The following is a 20,008-nucleotide window of genomic DNA, read 5'->3' as shown; positions in this document are numbered from 1 at the left end:
GCCGCCGGTACGGCTCTCTCCGCACACCTCAGCGTGCTGCGCGCCCCTCGCGGCTTTCCCGCAACGACCGTCCTCACCCGCTGACCCCGGTCAAGAGCGGCTGGTCCCCAACTGGTCCCCGACAACGATCAAGGGGCGGTTCCGGATTCCTCCGGAACCGCCCCTCGACCAACGACTCCGTCGAGTCGGGACGACAGGATTTGAACCTGCGACCCCTTGACCCCCAGTCAAGTGCGCTACCAAGCTGCGCCACGTCCCGGTCGCGTCGCACCCGGTCCGTCGGGTGAACGCGCAGGTAAACCCTACCGCATGTGCCGGGTCACTTCGGCGGCGTCGGGGTGTCGTGGGTGCGGTACATCGCCTGGATGTCCAGCTCCAGCTGCACGGTGGGGCCGACGACGGCGATGCCCCGGGCGAGCATGCTTCGCCAGTTCAACGTGTAGTCCTCGCGGTGCAGTTCGGCCGTGGCGAGGGCCGCGCAGCGGAGTTCCTCCGCGTAGCCGCCGTTGACCGTGCCCAGGTAGGTCGTGTCCAGGTTCACCGAGCGGCTCACGCCGTGCATCGTCAGCGAACCCTGCAGGGTCCACTTGCTGCCGCCCCGGTACGCGAACCGGGTGCTGGTGAAGTCGATGTACGGGTAGCGCTCCACGTCGAGGAAGTCACCGGAGCGCAGATGGTTGTCCCGCGTGGTGTTGCCGGTGGTGATGCTGGACGCGTCGATGCGGACGTGGACCTTGGACTCGGCCACGTCCTGGGCGATCTGGATGCCGCCCTGGAAGCGTTCGAACCTGCCGTGCACATGCGCCATGCCGACATGCTTGGCGATGAAGCGGATCGCGGTGTGCGGCGGGTCGAAGAGCCAGGTGCCGGGCGGCGGGAGTTCCTGGGCGCGGCCGGGCTGGAGCCACACGCGTTCGGTCGGCACGGCGGTTCCGGCGGCGATCTCCACCGTCTCCTGGTGCGGCTGGAGTCCCTGGGCCGAGACGAGGAGGCTGTAGCGCCCGGGCGGCAGCGCGGCGAGGAAGAAGCCGTACGGGTCGGTCGTACCGGAGGCGGCGACGCGGTGCGAGTCCAGAGCCGTCACCGTGACGTCGGCGGACGCCATGGGCGCGCCCACCGGGTCGACGATCTCCCGGCCGAGGCCGCCGGCGCCGGGCGGGAGGGGGAGCGAGAGGCCCGCCGCCGGGGCGGAGGCGCCTTGGGGCAGCCAGCGCCTGAGCAGTGCGAGGGCCATGGTGATCACCTTTCTTCACAGCGGTCGTGCTCCGCCGATCCTGAAGGCTTCATCACCTTTGCGGGTGTCTCATATCGAGACACCCGTTCCGCCGCTCTCCGCGTAGCGGCGGACAATTGGCTCCAGATAGTCCGCGTGCGGGCCCGCCAGGTCCGGGAGTCGGTCCGTGGAGGCGATCAGGGCGATGCGGTTCAGTTCCGGTTCGCGGCCCTGTGCCGTCTCCGCGGCCACCACCTCCTCGAACCGTTCGCGCAGTCGCGCCTCCGGGAGGGAAGGTGCGCGGAACAGTACGCCGATGCTGCCGTTTCCGGCGCGGGTGACGTTCCAGTAGGTGAGGTCTTCGGGCGGGGTGTCGATGCCCGCCTCTTCCGCCAACTCCCGTGCGGCGTGGCGGCGCAGGGCCTCGAAGTCGAGGGGGTCGTCTCCGTCGGGTGGCTCGACGGATCCGCCTGGTAGTTGCCAACGTCCCGGCGCCGCAGTGGAGTTCGACATGCGCCCCACCAACAGGCGCCCGTCGTCGGCGGGTTGGAGGACGGAGGCGAAGAGGGAGGGCATCGACGAGGCGTGGCCCGGGACGCGTCGCAGGGCGAAATGCCGGTACGTCGTTCTGACCCAGGACACGACCAGACCGGACGGGCCCTCCCGTTCCGCGCCCGCGCACACCACGACCGGCCCGTCGAAGAAGCTCGGGTTGACGCGTACCAGTTCGTCCCAGGCCCTGTTCATGGCGAGCCGCTCCTCGGGGGTGAGCCGAGGAGCGGCTGTTTCGACGAGCCTGAGCCGGTGGACGTCCAGGAGTTCGGCGCCGGGGCGCCGCGCGCTCTGTTCGATCATCGGCTCATGCTGGCACACCGGCCGGGTCAGTTGAGGGCGCCGGGAGCCATCACCGACGCTTCCTCCTCCGCCTTCAGGAGCGCCGACTCCGAGCCGCCGACGGCCTTTCCGCCGCCACGGCCGGCCCGCCGCACCGGCACCATCAGCGCGGCCAGTGCCGCCGCCAGGCAGAGCACCGCCAGCAGCGCGAACCCGTGGGTGTACCCGGAGCCGTACGGCAGGCCGGATGCCTGGAGCCGGCCCGTGACCAGGACGCTGGTCACCGCGGCGCCGATGGAGCCGCCGATGGTGCGGATGTTGGCGTTCATGCCGGTCGCGGCGCCGGTCTGCTCGGGCGGGACGCTGCCGACGATGAGATTGGCCATGGAGGCGAAGGCGAGTCCGATGCCGAATCCGAAGATGCCCGCGACGAGGGCGATCTGCCACTGCTGGTCGTGCCAGAGGGCGAGGATCCCGCAGGCGACCGCGCCGAGTGCGGCCCCGGTGGTGAGCAGCGCCTTGGCGCCGACGACGGGCTCCAGCCGACCGCTGAGCACGCCGGAGACGAACATCGCGATCAGCATCGGCAGCATGAGGAGTCCGGACGCGGTGACGCTGGCGCCGAAGCCGTAGCCTGCGGAGGAGGGGGTCTGGACGAAGCCGGGCAGGAAGGACCAGATCGAGTACATGCCGGCGCCGAAGAGCAGCGCGGCGGTGTTGGTGGTCCACACGGAGGGCAGTCGCATGACCTTGAGGTCGATGAGCGGGCTGCGGGAGCGGGCCTCCGAGAACAGCCAGGCCGCGAAGAGTACGACGGCCGCGGCGAACAGTCCGACGACCCGGACGGAGCCCCAGCCCCAACGGCTCGCCTGGCTGAGCGGGAGCAACAGCGCCACCAGCCAGCCCGAAAGGAGCACGGCGCCGGACCAGTTGACCCGTCCGTCGGCGCGGCTGGGCGACTCGGGGACGTAGCGCAGGGCGATGAGGGTGGTGACGGCGACGATGCCGACGGGGAACCAGAACAGCCAGCGGTAGTCGAGGGCGGACACGATGGGTCCGGCGGCGACCATGCCGACACCGCCGCCGGCGGCGATCACGGCGGACAAGTTGCTGATGCTGCCCGGGACCTGGGACGCGTCGAACTCGTCGCGGATGATGCCGAAGGAGAGCGGGAACAGCGCGCCGCCGATGCCCTGGACGACCCGGGCGACGATCAGTACGCCGATGTTGGGCGCGAGCGCGGCGACGAGACAGCCGGCCAGGACGGCCAGCAGGACGGCGACGAGCGTGCGTTTCTTGCCGATCAGGTCGCCGACGCGGCCGAGTATGGGGGTGAAGACCGAGGCGGACAGCAGATAGGCCGTCATCACCCAGGTCGCGGTGGACTGGGAGGTGTGCAGCGCGTGCTGGACGGTCGGCAGGGCCGGCGCGATCAGCGACTGCAGCATGGAGAAGACGCCCGCTCCCGTCGCGAGGACCGCGAAGGTGAGGCGGGTGGTGGAAGTGCGGGGCATGGAGAGCCTCTCCGAAACAAGCGGGCAGGGTGCCGTCCGCACGCACACGTCCACGGCGGTACGCACCCGCCACTGCTAAAGTGGAGGTACCCCTCCACCATAACGGAGGCACACCTCCGGTTCAACCGAATCCGCCCGGGAGGCACCAGTGACGGCCCAGCCGTTCCCCGTCAGCGAGATCGTCGCGGCCCAGCGCCCCCACCGAAAGGACGCCGCCCGCAACTACGACGCCCTGCTGGCCGCCGCCCGCGAGGCCTTCGCGGAGCACGGCGCGGAAGCCTCGCTGGAGGACATCGCGAAACGCGCGGGCGTCGGCATCGGCACCCTCTACCGCAACTTCCCGACCCGCCGGGCCCTCTTCGAGAGCGTCTACGCGGACGAGGTCAACGCCCTGTGCCAGGTCGCCCTTTCCGTCGCCGACCAGGAGCCGTGGGAGGCGCTGACGTCGTGGCTGAACCGCTTCGCGGGCTACATGGTGACCAAGCAGGCGGTGCGCCAGGCGCTGGACAACGACTCGGAGATCTTCGGGACCTGCCGCGAGTCGATGTTCTCGGCGGGCGGCCCGCTGTTCGAGCGCGCACAGAAGGCGGGCCTGGCCCGCACCGACATGGACTTCGGTGATCTGCTGCGCCTGGTGGCCGGGATCACCGGGACGACGTTCGTGGACGACACCCAGCGCGACCGCGTCCTGGCCATCGCGCTGGACGGCGTCCGCACGAACCGCTGACTACACGGGGGCGGTTCCCAAGTAGGCCGCCCGCAGCAGGGCGAGTACGCCCTCCTCGGTGACCGGCCGGGGGTTGGCGTACGCCTGGCTCACCGCCTGCGCGGCGGCCGTCGCCAAGTCGCTCTCCTTCAGGCCGAGTTCGGCGAGCGAGCGCGGGGCGCCGAGCCGTCCGGCCAGCTCCCACAGGGCAGTCGGGGCGACCGGGGCGTCCAGCGCACGGGCCACGGCGGCCGCCGCCTCCGGCGCGGCGGGCGCGTTGTACGCCAGCACGTACGGCAGCACCACCGTGTGGGTCTCCGCGTGCGGCAGGCCGAAGGTGCCGCCGAGGACATGGCACAGCTTGTGGTGCAGGCCCATCGTGGTGGCGCCGAGGCAGGAGCCGCAGAGCCACGCCCCGTACAGGGCGCGGCCGCGGGCTTCCAACGACCGTGGTTCGGCGGCCAGTTCGGGCAGCGCGCCCGCCATCGCACGGACGCCCTCCTCCGCCATCAGCGCGATCAAGGGTGAGCTGTCCGGGGCGTAGAGGGCCTCGACAGCGTGCGCGGTGGCGTTGATGGCGCTGGTCACCGTGAGCGGTACGGGGAGTTCCAGGGTGAGTTCGGGGTCGTAGACGACGCTGCGGGGCCGGACGGCGGGGTCGCGGCCGGTGCGTTTGGCGCCGTGTTCGGTGAGGCCCCAGACCGGGGTCATCTCGGAGCCGGAGTAGGTGGAGGGCACGGCGATCAGCGGGAGGCCGGTGCGCAGGGCGATGGCCTTGCCGAGGCCGATCGACGAGCCGCCGCCGACCGCGACACAGCCGTCGGCGCCCAGCGAGCGCGCCAACTCGACGGCACGGTCGGCGACTTCGACCGGGACGTGCATCTTCGCCTCGGCGTGCACCCCGACGCACGCCTCCCCCAGCGAGTCGGCGACGGCCTGCGCGGTGTCCGCGCCCCGGGCGCCCGAGAGCACCAACACCCGCCGCAGCCCGAGCCGTTCGGCCTCGCCGGCGGTCGCGGTCAGTGCGGCGCCGGGACGGAAGACGACCCGCATGGGCTGGGCGTCGTAGGCGAAGTCGAGGGAGCCCTTCACTCGCTCTGCTCCAGTACGAGGTCGAACCGCGCGTGCCGGAAGGGGTTCTCGATGCCGAACTCCCGTGCCAGGGACGGGTCGTCGGTCGGGGTGAAGTCCGCGACGAGGCTCTGCTTGACGGCGAAGACGGCGTCCGAGTCGAGGTAGTCGCTGCCCGCGACGAAGATGTGCGTGGTGACGGGGGCGTGGCCGTCGGCCGAGGCGATGAAGTGGATGTGGGCGGGGCGGTAGGGGTGGCGGCCGGTCGCCCTGAGGAGGTCGCCGACCGGGCCGTCCGTGGGGATGGGGTACGGGCTCGGCACACAGGTGCGGAACCAGAAGCGGCCCTCGGCGTCCGTGGTGAACAACCCCCGTCCGTTGCCCGGGGGTTGGACGTCCGGCTGCTGCACGTCGTAGAAGCCGTTGCCGTCGGCCTGCCACACGTCGAGGAGGGCGCCCGGGAGCGGGGTGCCGTCCTCCGACACGATCCGGCCGCTGACCACACAGGGCTCGCCGCCGCCCACCAGGTCGATGTTCGCGCCGAGTTCGCGGACCGGCGACTCGGTCATGTGGAAGGGGCCGAGGACCGTCGACTCGGTGGATCCGGCGACCCGGTCGCCGTTGATGGTCTCCACCAGCATCGACAGGCCGAGCACGTCCGACAGGAGGATGAACTCCTGCCGGGTGTCCGTGCACGCCTGGCCGGTCTCCGTCAGAAAGCGGATCGCCCGCTCCCATTCCGCCTGGGTGAGGCGGGTCTCCTGCGTGAACGCGTGCAGATGCCGGATCAGGCCCGACAGCAGTTCGTGCAGGCGCGGGTCGGCGGTGTCCCGCAGACTCGCGACGGCCTCGTCCGTGACGGTGACGTGAGTGGTCATGTCGGCTCCCTAGCCTGTTGAAAAATCAACCATCACCGAGGATGCGGCGCAGCGCGTCCGTGAGCAACTGTTTCGCGTTCTCGGCCGCGTCGGCGTGGCGGAAGGCGACGTAGCCGTCGGGGCGGACCAGCAGGGCGCCCGCGTCGGCGATCTCGCTGAGGCGGGCCCAGTCGCCGTACGGGTCCTCGTACTGCCGGCCGGGGCCGATGACGACCGTGGCGATGTCGAGGGGCTGCGCCTCGGCCGCGCGCAGCCAGGCGTCACCGCCGATGCCGGTGAGGAGGGTGAAGCGGCCCTTGCCGACCGTGTCCAGGGTCGAGACGGTGCGGGTGCCGGAGGTGATCCAGGCGTGCGGGAGCTTGGCGCCGGGGCGGGAGCTGGGCTGGTGGTACAGCTCGCGGTCGCGGTCGAAGCCGGGGTCCGGGGTGCCGTCGGGGACGATCGCGTCGGACGTGTAGCGCTGGTTGAGGTCGACGCCGTGCGCGTTGAACTCGTAGACCTTGTAGGCGATCGCCTCGCGCAGCGCGGCCCGCTGCTTCTCCGCGGCCTCGGTGGTGTCCTTGCGGGCGGCGATGTTGGCCCACAGCTGCTCGGGGGTCTGCGGGGAGAGTCCGTCGAGCGCCTCGAAGATCGGGGCGGTCTCGCCGATGGACTTGTTGGCGCGGGTGACGATCTGCTTGCCGACGGGGGCGCGTTCGGCGTCGTACGTGTCCAACAGCTTGGGTGTGGCCGTCCCGTCGAGGACGAGCTTCAGCTTCCAGGCGAGGTTGTAGGCGTCCTGGATCGAGGTGTTGGAGCCGAGCCCGTTGGACGGCGGGTGGCGGTGCACGGCGTCCCCGGCGCACAGGACGCGGCCGTTGACGTAGGTCTCGGCGTACATCTCGTTCACCGTCCACGCCGAGGACGACTTGATGGTCACGGGGAGGTCGTCGTCGCCGACCAACTGCCGTACGACGGACAGCGCGTACTCCTCGGTGAGGTCGGGGGCGCCGGCGCTCACGTCGTAGCCCCACACGATCAGCCACTCGTTCCAGGGCTTGACGCAGCGCACCAGACCCGCGCCGATGCCGCCGACGTTGGCCCCCGGGGCGAGCACCCAGTACAGGGTGGACGGCCGGTGGGCGGTGTACTTCGTGAGATCCGCCTCGAAGACGATGTTGATGCTGCCCGCGACCCCCATCTGGCCGCCCATCGGCAGCCCGGCGTCCTCGGCGACCTGGGAGCGGCCGCCGTCCGCGCCGATGAGGTACTTGGCGCGGATCGTGTACTCGTCGCCGCGCAGCCGGTCCTCGACGGTGACCGTCACGCCGTCGTCGTCCTGCTCGAACGACTTGTAGACCGTGCTGAAGCGGACGTTCGAACCGCGCGCGAGCGCCGCGTCGATCAGCACCGGCTCCATCAGGTGCTGCGGCATGTCGCACATGCGGGTCGGGCTGGCCAGGTCGTGGGCGGCCTGGACGAGCGGGTCGTTGCCCCAGGAGCGGATCCGGCCCAGCTCCTCGCCGGCGAGGCTGGTGCAGAACGTGGTGTTGCCCATCAGGTGCTGCGGGGTCGCCTTGGCCAGCACCTCGTCCTCGACACCGAGGTCGCGCAGGACCTCCATGGTGCGCTGGTTGGTGATGTGCGCGCGGGGCGTCCTGGTGAGGCGCGAGTAGCGCGTGACGACGATGTGGGGGACGCCGTAGGTGCTCAGCGCCAGCGCGGCGGCGGCACCGGCCGGGCCGCTGCCCACGATCAGTACGTCGGTCTCGACAACGTGCACGGCGGGACGCTCCAGGGGGTGAGGCAGGTTGAGACTGGGGTGAGAAAGGCACCGACTCTTCACGATCATCATGCGGGCGGAACACGCTCGGGTGTCTCATTACGAGACAGTTACAGCCCCGCGACGGCCGGCGTCACGGGCCCGATACGGTGTGAGGCGTCATGACCATCGTGGAGCACTCCCCCGCCCTCGCCCCGCTGCGCCAGGCGCGCGAGCGGTTCCTGACCGGCCGCCCGCTGCCCGACGGCGTCCCGGACGAGGTCCTCGCCGCGTGGCGGCGCGCCGTCTTCTTCGGCGTACGGCACGACCTCGATGGACCGGTCCACGAGCCCGAACTCCCCGCTGAATCGGCTCTGTTGGAGGCGGCGCGGCCCGTGCTGGAGCGCATCGCGCCGGCCCTCGGCGGCCACTCGGCGCTGCTGCTGACCGACGAGCGGCTGCGGGTGGTGTGGACGGCGGGCGAGGTGCCCGGCGGCGACCGGTGCCGTGATCTGTCCGAGCGGGAGGTGGGCCACAACAGCGCGGCCCTCGCCCTGCGTACCCGGTGCCGGGCCGAGGCGCACGGCCCCGAGCACTTCCTCGACGTGTGGCAGGACGTGTCCGCGGTCAGCGTGCCGCTGTTCGCCCCGGAGACCGGGCAGCCGCTCGGCACGGTGACGGTCGCGTCCGGCCTGTGCGCCGGCTGCGGCCCACATCCCGGCGCCGCCCTCACGGAGGCCGCGGCCGTCGCGGTGGAGGCGGAACTCCTCGCCCGCTCCCGTACGGCCGAACGGGTGCTCCTCGACGCCTACACCCGCGCCGCGCACGGCCCCGGCCGCGCGGTCGTCGCCCTCGACGGCCGCAACCGCCTGATCAGCGAGGCCGCCGTCCGCCTCGCCACCCCCCAGGTCCTGGCCGCCCTGGAACGCGCGAGCACCGGAGAGCCGCCCTATGGCGTGCCGCTCCCCGAGGGTGCCGGGTGCACCGCCGAGATCACTCCGGTACGGCACGAGGGCCGCGTCCTGGGGATCGTGGCCGTGCTCGCGGCGCGCGCCGCTGAGGTGCCGCGTCCGTCGCCGCGCCCCGCGCTGGCGCTCGCCGGCGGCTCGGTGCCCTGGCGGCACGCCGTCGCGCGGGCGGTCGAGCTGGCCCGGGTCCCGGAGCCGCTGCTGCTGACCGGCGAGCGCGGCACCGGCAAGACCGCGCTGGCCCGTGAACTGCTCGGCGAGACCGTGCCGTTGGTCGCCGACGCCGCCGAGTCACCGGAACTCGGCGTGAAATACAGCGAGTTGGCCGACGGCCGCCCGCTCCTCCTGCGGCACGCCGAACGGCTGGCCCAGCCGGACGTCGCCGCGCTCAACTCCCTGCTCGACGAACACCCGGACGTGCATCTGCTGGTCACCTACACGCCCGGCACTCCCCCGGGCCCCTGCTTCCAACGCCTCCTCGACACCCTGGCCGCCCGGTCGGTCGCCCTGCCCGCGCTGCGGGAACGCCGGGAGGACGTACGGGAGTTGCTGCCGGTTCTGGCTCCCCGGCCGGCCCCGGGACAGCCGCCGCTCAGCTGGACGCTGGACGCGCTGCGGGCCTTGGAAGAGCATCCGTGGCCCGGGAACGTCACCGAACTCGCCCATGTCGTACGGGCGTTGGCTGACCATCGGCGGGTCACCGGTCCCGTGCGGCGGGCCGAACTGCCCGACCCCGTCCGGGAGGGACCCGCGGCCCGGCGGCTCAGCCCGATGGAGCACGCCGAACGCGCCGCGATCCTGGCCGCGTTGCGCAGGCACGGCGGCAACAAGGTGCGGGCGGCCGCCGCGTTGGGCATCGGGCGGGCGACGCTGTACCGCAAGCTGCGCGGTTACCAGGGCGTCTCGTGAGCAGCGGATCGACCAGGCCCGTCCGAGACTGAACCGGCCTATTTGATCAGGGCGTTCGCCACCACCACGACCACACCGAGCAGCGCGTCCACCGCCCCGATCGCCACGGCCACCGCCCAACTCCGCGCCGACCAGCGGGCCGTGACCAGGCCCAGGGCGAACAGCAGCGCGATGTTGAGCACGAACGCCGCGTACTCGACGCCGTTCGCGGACCACCAGCCCCAGCCCGCCCCGGCCAGCAGCAGGACGGTGGGCAGCGCGGCGGCGACCAGCGGCCACTCGTCGCGCAGGGTGCGCAGGGCGTCCCAGCGGCGGTGCGGGGCGCGTTCGGCGATGTAGTGGGCGTACCCGTGGGCGAGCGCCGAGGCGCCCGCGGTCACCAGCAGCCACACGGCGTCGTAGCGGCGGCTGCCCTTCGATGTGTGGCCGTACTGGGTGAGCGCGGCGACCATCGAGCAGGCGAGGACGGCGCCGTAGACGCCTCCGAAGAGGATGTTCTCCCGGGTCTCGTGCCGGTGCGGTTCGGGGACGGCCGTCGTGGTCTGCGCCATGCCCTCCACGATCACCCGGCGTCACCGGGGCCGCCACTCCGCGACGAAGTGTCCTCCCACCTGGGCCGATGTCCCACACAGTGTCCACATCCAGGCCCTGCCGGTCCGGGCTAGGGTCGCGGCATGACGCACAGTTTCGTTGTCCGCATCCCCGACGCCGAGCTCGAACCCGAGCCGCTGGACCCGGCGCAGATCGTCTCCGGTACGCCCGAGGTGACCGGGAAGGTGGTGTGGGAGTCCGAGGACGGGCGGCAGATCCGCGGGATCTGGCAGATCACCCCGGGGGTGGTCACCGACACGGAGGCGGACGAGCTGTTCGTCGTGATCAGCGGCTCGGCCACCATCGAGGTCGAGGGCGGGGAGACGCTGAAGGTGGGTCCCGGGGACATGGCCGTGCTGCGCGAGGGCGACCGTACGACGTGGACGGTGCACGAGACGCTGCGCAAGGCGTACGCGATCAACCTCTGACCATCTTTGACGGCCCTCAACGGGCCGCCGCCAAGGGCATGTTGTAGGGCGTGACGACCTGGATCGCGGACGGCAGGGTCGGTCCGGCGGGCGGCAGCGCGTCATGGGCGCGCATCACTATGCGGCAGGCCTCGCGGACGTCCTGGCGCAGGTCGTGGTGGAGGACGGCCGACAGCCGCTGCTCGTGCAGCAGCCGGGTGTTGTCGTGGTCGAGGTCGTGCGCGACGAACACGGCGCACTCGCGGCCCAGGTCGGCGAAGGCGCGCAGGGTCGCGATGTTGCCGCCGCCGATCGAGTAGACCGCGCGGATGTCCGGATCGCGCTTGAGGGCGGCCCGGACCAGTTCGTACTGGGTGGCGTCCAGGCCGTGGCCCTCGGTGATCTCGACGAGGGAGCGGTCCGGGTAGCGGGCGCGCATGGTGCTGCGGAAGCCCATCTCGCGCTCCTCCTCGTTGCGGAAGAAACCGCTGCTCAGGCTGGTGAGGACATTGCCGGGGCGGTCGCCGAGCCACTGGCCCATCAGGTAGGCGGCGGTGGCGCCCGCCGCCCGGTTGTCGATGCCGACGTAGGCGAGGCGGGCGCTCGCGGGCAGGTCGGTGACCAGGGTGACGACCGGGATACCGGCGGTGACGAGCCGGCCGACGGCCGCGGTGATCTCGGGGACGTCCGGCGCCTTGAGGATGACGCCCTGCGAGCCGCGCCGGGCGATCCGGTCCAGGGTCGCGACGAGTTCCTTGACCGGCGCGGTCTCCCGGAAGTGGAAGCGGGAGCGCACCACGGCCGGGTGCAGATCGGGCAGCTCCGCCTCCAGCGCCACCCGTACGGCCGTGGAGAACCGCTCCGGTGTCTGCATCACGATGTCGATCATGAACGTACGCCCGACCAGCCTGACCTGGGTGCGCTGCCGGTCCAGATCGGCGATGGCCTGCCGGACCTCACGCACGGTGCTCTCGCGGACACCGCCCCTGGCATTCAGAACCCGGTCCACGGTGGCCTCGCTGAGGCCCGCCTGACGTGCGATTTCCCTGATCGGGAAGGGGTGGCCCACCGGTCGTCTCCTTGAGGGGTTTTTGATGGCTCGCTGCCGGTTGTTCGAAGGGTTTGTACTGACAAGAATGACAGGACCGCACCACCACGTGACCCGAGGGGACGACGATGTCCTTCACATCCGCAGAGCGCCCCGCCTGGCTCACCGAGCAGGACTGCGATCTCGACGCCTTCCGCGCACTCGTCGAGCAGCCGACCGACCTGGGCGACTTCCCGTACGCGTCCTCGGTCGAGCGGAACGTCCTCGTCTACGACAGCGACCGGCTCCGCAAGTCGGTGGCGGCCGGTGAGCGCCGCGAGGTGCAGACCGAGCTGGTGCGGGTGTTCGCCGAGGGGCCCGGCATCGTGGTCCTGCGGGGCGCGTTCCCGGACCCGGCGGTGGTGGACCGTACGACCGAGGTCTTCGACGCGCTGATCGCCGAGCAGCACGCCTCCGGCGCGGGCGCCGGGGACCACTTCGCGAAGCCGGGTGCCAACGACCGGGTGTGGAACGCCCTGGAGAAGGCCGCGCTCTACGACCCGGAAGCCTTCGCCGACTACTACGCCAACGACATGCTGGCCCTGGTGTCCGAGGCCTGGCTCGGCCCCGGCTACCAGGTCACCTCGCAGATCAACGTGGTCCACCCGGGCGGCGCGGCCCAGACCGTGCACCGCGACTACCACCTCGGGTTCCTCGGCAACGAGACCGCCGCCGGCTACCCGGCGCACGTGCACCGCCTCTCTCCCGTGCTCACCCTCCAAGGGGCCGTCGCGCACTGCGACATGCCGGTGGAGTCGGGGCCGACGATGTACCTGCCGCACTCGCAGAAGTTCGAGCCGGGCTATCTGGCGTGGCGACTCCCGGAGTTCCAGGCCTACTTCGAGGCCCACCACATCCAACTCCCGCTCGCCGAGGGCGATGCCGCGTTCTTCAACCCGGCGCTGTTCCACGCGGCCGGCACCAACCGCACCACCGACGTGAAGCGCATGGCCAATCTGCTCCAGGTGTCCTCCGCGTTCGGGCGGGCGATGGAGACGGTGGACCGCGAGGCCGTCAGCAACGCGGTCTACCCGGTGCTGCTCAGGCGCAAGGCCGAGGGCGTGCGCGAGGAGTGGCTGGACGCGGTCGTCGCGGCCAGTGCCGAGGGCTATCCGTTCCCCACCAACCTCGACAACGACCCGCCCGTCGAGGGTCTCGCCCCGCCCTCGCAGGCCGACATCGTGCGCCGCGCGGTGCGCGAGGGGTGGGCTCCGCAGGCGCTCCGCGGGGAGCTGCGGGCCGGCGCCGAGCGGCGCGAGAGCTGAGACCGGGGACTGAGGACCGAGTGCTGAGGAACACCATGGGACTACGACTTCTCGACGACAAGGTCGTTCTCGTCAACGGCGGCAGCCAGGGCGTCGGCGCGGCGATCGTGCGGGCGGCGGTGCGCGAGGGCGCGGTGGTGTCGTTCACCGGCCGCCGGGCCGACGTGGGCGAGAAACTCGCCGCGGACACGGGCGCCCACTTCCTGCGGGCGGACCTCGCCGATCCGGCACAGGCGCGGGACAGCGTCGTACGGACCGTCGAGGCCCATGGGCGCATCGACTGCCTGGTCAACGCGGCCGGGCTCACGTCACGCGGCTCGCTCCTGGACACCACGCCGGAACTGTTCGACCAGCACATGGCGATCAACCTCAAGGCACCGTTCTTCGCGATGCAGGCGGCGGTCGCCGACATGACCTCCCGCACGGCACCGGGCACGATCGTCAGCATCGGCTCCAACTGCGCCCACGGCGGGCCGCCCTTCCTCGCCGCGTACTCCGCCGCGAAGGCCGGGCTCGCCGGGCTGACCCGCAACGCGGCGCACGCCCATCGCTTCGACCGGATCCGGATCAACACGATCAACATCGGCTGGACCGACACCGAGGGCGAGGACGCCACCCAGCGCGCCTTCCACGGCGCCGGCGACGACTGGCGGGAGCAGGCCGCGGCCCGGCTCCCGATGGGCAAGCTCGGCCAGCCGGACGAGATCGCCGACTTCGTGGTGTTCCTGCTCTCCGACCGGTCGGGCGTGGTCACCGGATCGGTGATCGACTGGGACCAGAACGTCCTGGGCGCCCTCGACTGACTTCAACACCGGCAACAACCCGCACCCCTCAAGAAAGCAAGAGCACTCATGCGCATCGGAATCCTCGGCCTCGGCCGCATCGGCGCCTTCCACGCCGAGACCCTCTCCGGACTCGACGTCGTCGAGTCCCTCGTCGTGGCCGACCCGTTCGCGGAGGCCGCCAAGAAGGCCGCCGAGCGCTTCGGCGCCGAGGTCGCGGACTCCCCCGAGGCCGTGCTCGCCGCCGGGGTCGACGGTGTCGTGGTGGCCGCGGCGACCGACGCCCACCCGGGCCTGATCCTGGCCGCCGTCGAGGCGGGCATCCCCGTCTTCTGCGAGAAGCCCGTCGCCAAGACGATGGCCGAGGGCGTCCAGGTCCTCAAGGCCGTCGAGGGCAGCGACGTGCCGATCCAGATCGGCTACAACCGCCGCTTCGACACCGGCTTCGTCAACGCGCGCGCCGCCGTGCACTCCGGCGAGCTGGGCAAGCTGCACACCGTACGGTCGACCACGCTGGACCCGGCTCCGCCGCCCGCCGCGTACATCGCCGCGTCCGGAGGCATCTTCCGCGACTGTTCCGTGCACGACTTCGACATCATCCGCTGGGTCACCGGCCGTGAGGTCGTCGAGGTGTACGCGGTCGGCGGCAACCGGGGCGCCGAGTACATCAAGGAGGCGGGCGACGCCGACACCACCGGCGCCATCCTCACCCTGGACGACGGCACCATCGCCGTGGTCTCCAACTCCCGCCACAACGCCCGGGGTTACGACGTCCGCATGGAGATCCACGGCTTCACGGACTCCATCGCGGTCGGTCTGGAGGACAAGCTGCCGCTGCGCTCCGTCGAGCCTGGCGTGACCTTCCCCGCCGGTGTTCCGCACGACTTCTTCATGGACCGCTTCACCGCCGCCTACCGCGCCGAACTCACCGCGTTCACCGAGGTCGTGGCCGGCACCCGCACCTCCCCGTGCACCGTCGCCGACGCGCTGGAGGCCGGCTGGATCGCCGACGCCTGCACCCTGTCGCTGCACGAGCACCGCCCCGTCACCATCCAGGAGGTACGCGAAGCATGAGCGGTCCGGGCCGGGAACCACTGCGCATCGGAGTACTGGGAGCCGCTCGGATCACCGAGCAGTCCCTGATCGGCCCGGCCCGGACGACCGGCCACCGCGTTGTCGCGGTGGCCGCCCGCGACCGGGACCGGGCGGAGGCGTACGCCGCCGCGCACCGCGTCGAACGGGTCGTCGACTCGTACGCCGACCTGATCGCCGACCCCGAGGTGGAGGTCGTCTACAACCCGCTCGCCAACGGTCTGCACGGGCCGTGGAACCTCGCCGCGCTGGAGGCGGGCAAGCACGTCCTGTCGGAGAAGCCCTCGGCGAGCAACGCGGAGGAGGCGGCCGAGGTCCGCGAGGCCGCGGCCAAGTCGGGGACGGTCTTCATGGAGGCCTTCCACTACCTCTTCCACCCGGTCACCCGCCGCCTGCACGAACTGCTGGCCTCCGGCGAACTGGGCGAGCTGCGGCACGTCGAGACCCTGGTCGCGATCCCGGCCCCGCCGGACACCGACCCGCGCTGGTCACTGGACCTGGCGGGCGGCGCCGTCATGGACCTGGGCTGCTACAGCCTGCACGCCCAGCGCATGCTGGCCCCCTGGGCGGGCGGCGCACCCCGGCTCGTCTCGGCCAAGGGCGGCGAACGCGCGGGCGCACCCGGCGTCGACGAATGGCTGGACGCCGACCTCGCCTTCCCGAGCGGCGCGACGGGCTCCGCCCGCTGCCACATGGCCTACGACGAGCTGGTGATGAGCTGCCGGATCACCGGCAGCCGCGGCGAGGCGTTCGCACCGAACTTCGTCCTCCCCCACCTGGACGACCGGGTCGTGATCCGCACGACGGACGGCGAACGCACCGAACGCCTCGGGCGCCGCTCCTCGTACACCTACCAACTGGACGCGTTCGCCGCCCGGTTGAGGAACGGCGCCCCACTCCCACTGGGCCCGGACGACGCGGTCGCGACGATGACCCTCATCGACGAGGCCTATCGGGCGGCGGGGTTCGCGCCTCGGCCGCGGGTGCCGGTTCTGCGGTAGACGAACGTCGGGTACGGCTCCCCGACCGCCCGCTCCCACGCCCGGACGACGTCGATGTCGTCCGGGCGTTCCGCACGGGCCCGGGCGAACGCGACGACACACCGGGCGTGGACGTCTCTGGCATCGGTGCGGCGGGTCAGGTCGAGCAGGGAGCGCAGGGCGGCGACCGCCTCCTCGGGCCGACCGGCGGCCAGCCGGTCCTGGACCTTCGAGTCGAGCGCGGCGGCGAGAGCCGAGGCCGTGACCGCCAGTTCCGCGTCGACGCCAGGGACGCCGACCAGGTCGCTCAGAACCGCCTCGGCCTCCGCGTAGTGGGCGACGGCGGCGGTGTGGTCGCCGGCGAGGCCGAGGGCCTGGGCCAGGACCCGGAGGCGGCGGGCCGTCAGGGGGCCGTGGGTCTCGTGGTCGGACTCGGCGAGTCGGCGGGTGAGGGCCACTGCTTCGCGGGCGCTCGACACGGCCGACTCGGCGTCGTCGGCACTCTGCTGACGGATACTCAAGTTGGAAAGGATGCGGGCGAGTTGGTCCTCGTGCCGCCCGACGCGCCGGTAGACGGCCACGGCCCGTTCGGTGTCCGCCACGGCCTTGAGGTGGTCGCCGCTCCGCCGGTGACAGCGGGCCAGGTCGTCCAGGGTGTCGGCGAGCAGCGGCTCGAAGACCTCAGGGCGGTCGACGGCGAGGCGGGTGTACAGCCCGGCGAGTTCCGTGAGGGCGGTCAACTGCTCGTCGTACGCCGCCGGTTCGTCGAGGACGAGGGCGAGGCAGCGCAGCGCCTCGGCGAACAGCTCGGGCTGGTCGGCCAGTTCACGGGCCTCGGAGACCGCCTCGTCGGCGATCGTGCGCGCGGCAGCGAGAGAGCCCGTCGCACTGCGGCAGTGGGCCAGGTCCGTGAGGAGCCGAACGCGCAACGGCAGGACGAGTTCCGGATAGAACCTCGCGATCACCCCGTACACCGAGTCCTTCGCCTCGGGCTCCAGTGCCAGGGCCTCCTCGTACCGGCCGAGCGCCCGCAGTCCGCCGGCCAACTCGACCAGCACCTGCGCCCGCAGCCGCATGAAACGCGACAACTGCCTTACGGGCATGGCCCGCAGGAGGTCGGCACACTCCAGGTACACGGCGACGGACTCGGCCGTACGGCCGAGCACGGCGAACGCGAGCCCCTGCGTGCGCAAGGCGACCGGCAAGGCACCCAGGCTTCGGTCCCGCCGCGCGGGAGGCGGCGAGCCGCGATACAACCGCACGCACTCACGGGCGGGTTCCTGGGCCTCCTCCGCACGGCCGCCGAAGACGAGTGCCTGTGCCCGTGCGTGGAGGGCGCACGCGGTCAGGGCCGGGGACATCCGCGCACCCGGCACACCCAGCGCCGCGTCCACGACGGCGCCGGCTTCCCGGTACCGCTCCGCCAGGACCAGGGTGTGGGCGTGCACGACCAGTGCGCGGCTCAGCGCGTCCAAGTGGCGCTGTTCAGGGTGGATCTGCTCCGCCTTGGGGCGGTACAGAGCGACCGCTTCCTGGGCCCAGGCCGACCGGCGAGCGGGCGGGGGTGGGCGCAGCAGGGCCCAGCCGGGGACCGCGCAGTGCAGCAACGCGGCCCCGAGCAGCGGAACTCCCGGACCGGGAGCCAGGCGTGCCGTCGCGCGCAGCGACGGCAGCAGCATGCGCACCGGCCCCATCCGCGCCTCCCCCCGAAGTCGCTATCGGTAGAACGCCGGCCGCTCCACCAACTCGACCTCTACCCGCACACCCTCCTCCAACGCCCGTACGCCGGCCTCGCACACGGCCGCCGACGCATAGCCGTCCCAGGCGGTCGGGCCGGTGACCTCGCCTCGGCGGGTGGCGTCGACCCAGGTCTGGACCTCGCGGTCGTAGGCGTCGGCGAAGCGTTCGGTGAAGTCCTGGGCGATGGTGCCGCCCCAGCGGCCGGCCATGTTGGTGACCATGGCGTGGCCGTCGCCGATGCGGGCGGTGCCGCGTTCGCAGACGATCTCGGCCTGGACCTGGTAGCCGAAGCCGCAGTTGACGAACATCTCGACGTCGACGATCGCGCCGCCGTCGGTCTCGAAGACGACGAACTGGGGGTCCTGGAGGTCGTCCGGGGCGCTTGCCGAGGGGCGCGGGCGCAGCACATGGACGGCCGTGATCTCGTGCCCGAGGAGCCAACGGGTCGCGTCGGTCTCGTGGGCCACGGAGTCGCTGATCAGCATGGAGCTGGTGAAGAAGGGCGGGCTGGCCGCGTTGCGGTGCCGGTTGTGCAGCATCAGCGGTCGGCCCAACTGGCCTGTTTCCAGGAGGGACTTGAGCTTCATGTACTCGGCGTCGTAACGCCGCATGAAGCCGACCTGGACCCGGCGGTGGCCCAGGCGCACCTCGGCCTCCAGGACGCGCAGCGCGGAGGCCGCGTCGGGGGTGAGCGGCTTCTCGCACAGGACCGGGAGGTCGTGCTCGAAGGCCGTCAGCAGGGCCGCCTCGTGGGCGGGGCCCGGTGAGGCGATGAGTACCGCGTCGACGTCGGCCGCCGCCATCGCGGCGGCCGGGTCGGTGTACGCGGTGCAGCCGTCGATGCCGGACGCGATCCGTTTGGCGCGCTCGGCGTCGACGTCCACGACGGCGCTCACCCGGGCGCCGTTGACCACGTGCTCGATCCGGCGGACGTGGTCCGCCCCCATCTTTCCGGTTCCGACCACTGCCACTCCGAGCATGTCGCGCGGGTTCATGGCCATCGGCCGTCCTTTCGGCTCGTCAGGGTCGTCACGTTGCTCGCGTCGCTCACGTTCGTCAGGCACCGCAGGAGCGGAGGAACTTGCGGGTGCGCTCCGCGATGGGCAGCGGCTTGTCCGGCTCGCACGGGTACATGTCCTGCTCGACGATCGCGAACAACTCGACGCCCAGGCGCTGCGCCGCGACCAGCACCGGCTCCAACTCCGGTACGCCGGACGGCGGTTCGCACATCACGCCACGCTGCACGGCTGGTCCGAACGGGATCTCGTTCTTGACGACGTCGGCGAGGATCTCCGGGTCGACCTGCTTGAGGTGCAGATAGCCGATGCGCTCGCCGTAGGTCTCGATCAGCTTGACGCTGTCGCCGCCGCAGTAGGCGTAATGCCCCGTGTCCAGACAGAGGTTGACCAGTTCGGAGTCGGTCGAGTCGAGGAAGTGCTCGACGTGGTCCTCCGTGTCGAGGTGGGTGTCGGCGTGCGGGTGGACGACGATGTCGAGCCCGTACGCCTCCTTGACCTCGTGCCCGAGGCGTTCCATGCCCTTGGTGAGGTGCGCCCACTGCTCGCCGGTCAGCTCCGGCGGCTCCAGGATCTCGGCGGTCTTGTCGTCCCGCCAGAAGGAGGGGATGACCACGAGGTGCTTGGCGCCCATCGCCTGGGTGAGCGCGGCCACTTGGCTCACGTGCTCCCAGGTGGCGTCCCAGACGGAGGGGCCGCGGTGCAGGCCGGTGAAGACCGTGCCCGCGGAGACCTTCAGGTCGCGCCTGGCGATCTCGTCCGTGAGCCGGGCCGGGTCGGTCGGCAGATAGCCGTACGGGCCCAGTTCGATCCAGGGATAGCCGGCCTGCGCGACCTCGTCCAGGAACCGTTCCCACGGCACCTGTTGGGGGTCGTCGGGGAACCACACGCCCCAGGAGTCGGGGGCGGAGCCCACCCGGATGCGGTCCAGAACGGGACGCTCGGGCATGTCAGGACGTCCCTTCGGGCGCGCTGCTCGCCGAGGCCTTGAGGTCGGCCTCCTCGGGGAGTTCTTCGACGTCGACGCCGCGGACCTGGGACAACTCGTGCTTGAGTGCGGCGAGTTCGGTACCGCCGGCCATGTGGTTGGTCAGCTCCTCCAGCGTGATCTCGCTGCGCTCGGCGGAGAGTTCCATCGTGCCCAGCCGCAGCACGCTGAAGTGGTCACCGACCATGTAGGCGTGGTGCGGGTTGTGGGTGATGAAGATGACGCC

At 71.7% G+C, this 20,008-nt stretch carries 18 protein-coding genes, 1 tRNA gene and 1 pseudogene; 7 read left to right on the top strand and 13 right to left on the bottom strand.

Translation table 11 applies throughout. The features are described from left to right. Nucleotides 1-185: 185 nt before the first annotated feature. The 4 genes from ACIBJH_RS06010 to ACIBJH_RS05995 form a co-directional block, all read right to left on the bottom strand. Nucleotides 186-259: transfer RNA gene (locus ACIBJH_RS06010), tRNA-Pro, on the bottom strand. 60 nt (nucleotides 260-319) lie between these two features. After that, complete coding sequence (locus tag ACIBJH_RS06005) at nucleotides 320-1,234, bottom strand: YceI family protein (RefSeq protein ID WP_399115633.1); 915 nt, start codon at nucleotides 1,232-1,234, stop codon at nucleotides 320-322. A gap of 69 nt (nucleotides 1,235-1,303) precedes the next feature. Continuing rightward, entirely contained in the window at nucleotides 1,304-2,068 is a 765-nt protein-coding gene (locus ACIBJH_RS06000) for an NUDIX hydrolase (protein ID WP_399115632.1), read from the bottom strand. A gap of 26 nt (nucleotides 2,069-2,094) precedes the next feature. Next, the gene (locus ACIBJH_RS05995; protein ID WP_399115631.1) at nucleotides 2,095-3,561 is read right to left on the bottom strand and encodes an MFS transporter; all 1,467 of its coding nucleotides are present in this window, start codon (nucleotides 3,559-3,561) and stop codon (nucleotides 2,095-2,097) included. 148 nt (nucleotides 3,562-3,709) lie between these two features. Between ACIBJH_RS05995 and ACIBJH_RS05990 the strand changes: the two genes are divergently transcribed. After that, entirely contained in the window at nucleotides 3,710-4,288 is a 579-nt protein-coding gene (locus ACIBJH_RS05990; RefSeq protein WP_399115630.1) for a TetR/AcrR family transcriptional regulator, read from the top strand. Here ACIBJH_RS05990 and ACIBJH_RS05985 read toward each other — a convergent pair whose 3' ends face one another. From ACIBJH_RS05985 to ACIBJH_RS05975, 3 genes are read right to left on the bottom strand one after another with little or no spacing between them, the layout of a single operon-like run. Next, a complete protein-coding gene (locus ACIBJH_RS05985; RefSeq protein ID WP_399115629.1) occupies nucleotides 4,289-5,359 on the bottom strand; it encodes a maleylacetate reductase in 1,071 nt (356 codons plus the stop codon). Continuing rightward, nucleotides 5,356-6,216, bottom strand: a complete 861-nt coding sequence (locus tag ACIBJH_RS05980; protein ID WP_399115628.1) for an intradiol ring-cleavage dioxygenase — start codon at nucleotides 6,214-6,216, stop codon at nucleotides 5,356-5,358. Before ACIBJH_RS05980 ends, ACIBJH_RS05985 begins: the two co-directional genes overlap by 4 nt. Before the next feature lie 25 nt (nucleotides 6,217-6,241). Then, complete coding sequence (locus ACIBJH_RS05975; RefSeq protein WP_399115627.1) at nucleotides 6,242-7,978, bottom strand: FAD-dependent oxidoreductase; 1,737 nt, start codon at nucleotides 7,976-7,978, stop codon at nucleotides 6,242-6,244. Nucleotides 7,979-8,139: 161 nt separating this feature from the next. Between ACIBJH_RS05975 and ACIBJH_RS05970 the strand changes: the two genes are divergently transcribed. Continuing rightward, nucleotides 8,140-9,834 carry a helix-turn-helix domain-containing protein gene (locus tag ACIBJH_RS05970; RefSeq protein ID WP_399115626.1) on the top strand — a complete coding sequence of 565 codons (1,695 nt, stop codon included), beginning with the start codon at nucleotides 8,140-8,142 and terminating at the stop codon, nucleotides 9,832-9,834. A gap of 38 nt (nucleotides 9,835-9,872) precedes the next feature. On the opposite strand, the gene ACIBJH_RS05965 is transcribed toward ACIBJH_RS05970, so the two are convergent. After that, on the bottom strand, nucleotides 9,873-10,385 hold the full coding sequence (locus ACIBJH_RS05965; protein ID WP_399115625.1) for a hypothetical protein: 513 nt from the start codon (nucleotides 10,383-10,385) through the stop codon (nucleotides 9,873-9,875). 123 nt (nucleotides 10,386-10,508) lie between these two features. Here ACIBJH_RS05965 and ACIBJH_RS05960 point away from each other — a divergent pair, with 123 nt between their 5' ends. Beyond that, entirely contained in the window at nucleotides 10,509-10,853 is a 345-nt protein-coding gene (locus tag ACIBJH_RS05960) for a cupin domain-containing protein (protein WP_262063878.1), read from the top strand. A gap of 16 nt (nucleotides 10,854-10,869) precedes the next feature. Here the strand turns inward: ACIBJH_RS05960 and ACIBJH_RS05955 are convergent, their stop codons facing one another. Continuing rightward, on the bottom strand, nucleotides 10,870-11,901 hold the full coding sequence (locus tag ACIBJH_RS05955) for a LacI family DNA-binding transcriptional regulator (RefSeq protein WP_399115624.1): 1,032 nt from the start codon (nucleotides 11,899-11,901) through the stop codon (nucleotides 10,870-10,872). A 107-nt stretch (nucleotides 11,902-12,008) separates the two neighbouring features. On the opposite strand from ACIBJH_RS05955, the gene ACIBJH_RS05950 reads away from it, so the two are divergent. Genes ACIBJH_RS05950 through ACIBJH_RS05935 form a run of 4 tightly spaced genes read left to right on the top strand, consistent with a single transcriptional unit; the run spans nucleotide 12,009 to nucleotide 16,059 of the window. Beyond that, on the top strand, nucleotides 12,009-13,184 hold the full coding sequence (locus tag ACIBJH_RS05950) for a phytanoyl-CoA dioxygenase family protein (protein WP_399115623.1): 1,176 nt from the start codon (nucleotides 12,009-12,011) through the stop codon (nucleotides 13,182-13,184). A gap of 35 nt (nucleotides 13,185-13,219) precedes the next feature. Continuing rightward, on the top strand, nucleotides 13,220-13,987 hold the full coding sequence (locus ACIBJH_RS05945) for an SDR family oxidoreductase (RefSeq protein WP_399115622.1): 768 nt from the start codon (nucleotides 13,220-13,222) through the stop codon (nucleotides 13,985-13,987). A 48-nt stretch (nucleotides 13,988-14,035) separates the two neighbouring features. Beyond that, complete coding sequence (locus ACIBJH_RS05940; protein WP_093623814.1) at nucleotides 14,036-15,040, top strand: Gfo/Idh/MocA family oxidoreductase; 1,005 nt, start codon at nucleotides 14,036-14,038, stop codon at nucleotides 15,038-15,040. Then, nucleotides 15,037-16,059 (top strand): Gfo/Idh/MocA family protein, encoded by a 1,023-nt coding sequence (locus ACIBJH_RS05935; RefSeq protein ID WP_399115621.1) that lies wholly within the window; start codon nucleotides 15,037-15,039, stop codon nucleotides 16,057-16,059. Before ACIBJH_RS05940 ends, ACIBJH_RS05935 begins: the two co-directional genes overlap by 4 nt. Here ACIBJH_RS05935 and ACIBJH_RS05930 read toward each other — a convergent pair. The 4 genes and pseudogenes from ACIBJH_RS05930 to ACIBJH_RS05915 form a co-directional block, all read right to left on the bottom strand. After that, nucleotides 16,008-17,732 carry a tetratricopeptide repeat protein gene (locus tag ACIBJH_RS05930; protein WP_399115620.1) on the bottom strand — a complete coding sequence of 575 codons (1,725 nt, stop codon included), beginning with the start codon at nucleotides 17,730-17,732 and terminating at the stop codon, nucleotides 16,008-16,010. The two genes, ACIBJH_RS05935 and ACIBJH_RS05930, sit on opposite strands and share 52 nt — an antisense overlap. Nucleotides 17,733-17,753: 21 nt before the next feature. After that, the gene (locus ACIBJH_RS05925; RefSeq protein WP_399116361.1) at nucleotides 17,754-18,773 is read right to left on the bottom strand and encodes a Gfo/Idh/MocA family protein; all 1,020 of its coding nucleotides are present in this window, start codon (nucleotides 18,771-18,773) and stop codon (nucleotides 17,754-17,756) included. A 61-nt stretch (nucleotides 18,774-18,834) separates the two neighbouring features. Continuing rightward, nucleotides 18,835-19,743 (bottom strand): sugar phosphate isomerase/epimerase family protein, encoded by a 909-nt coding sequence (locus ACIBJH_RS05920; protein WP_399115619.1) that lies wholly within the window; start codon nucleotides 19,741-19,743, stop codon nucleotides 18,835-18,837. A 1-nt stretch (nucleotide 19,744) separates the two neighbouring features. After that, nucleotides 19,745-20,008: pseudogene (locus ACIBJH_RS05915) on the bottom strand (sugar ABC transporter ATP-binding protein); the annotation flags it as partial.

The organism is Streptomyces sp. NPDC050548 (assembly GCF_044457385.1).
Classification (GTDB): domain Bacteria; phylum Actinomycetota; class Actinomycetes; order Streptomycetales; family Streptomycetaceae; genus Streptomyces.
Note: the sequence above shows the minus strand (reverse complement) of the source record. Positions and strands in the feature narration are given on the sequence as shown.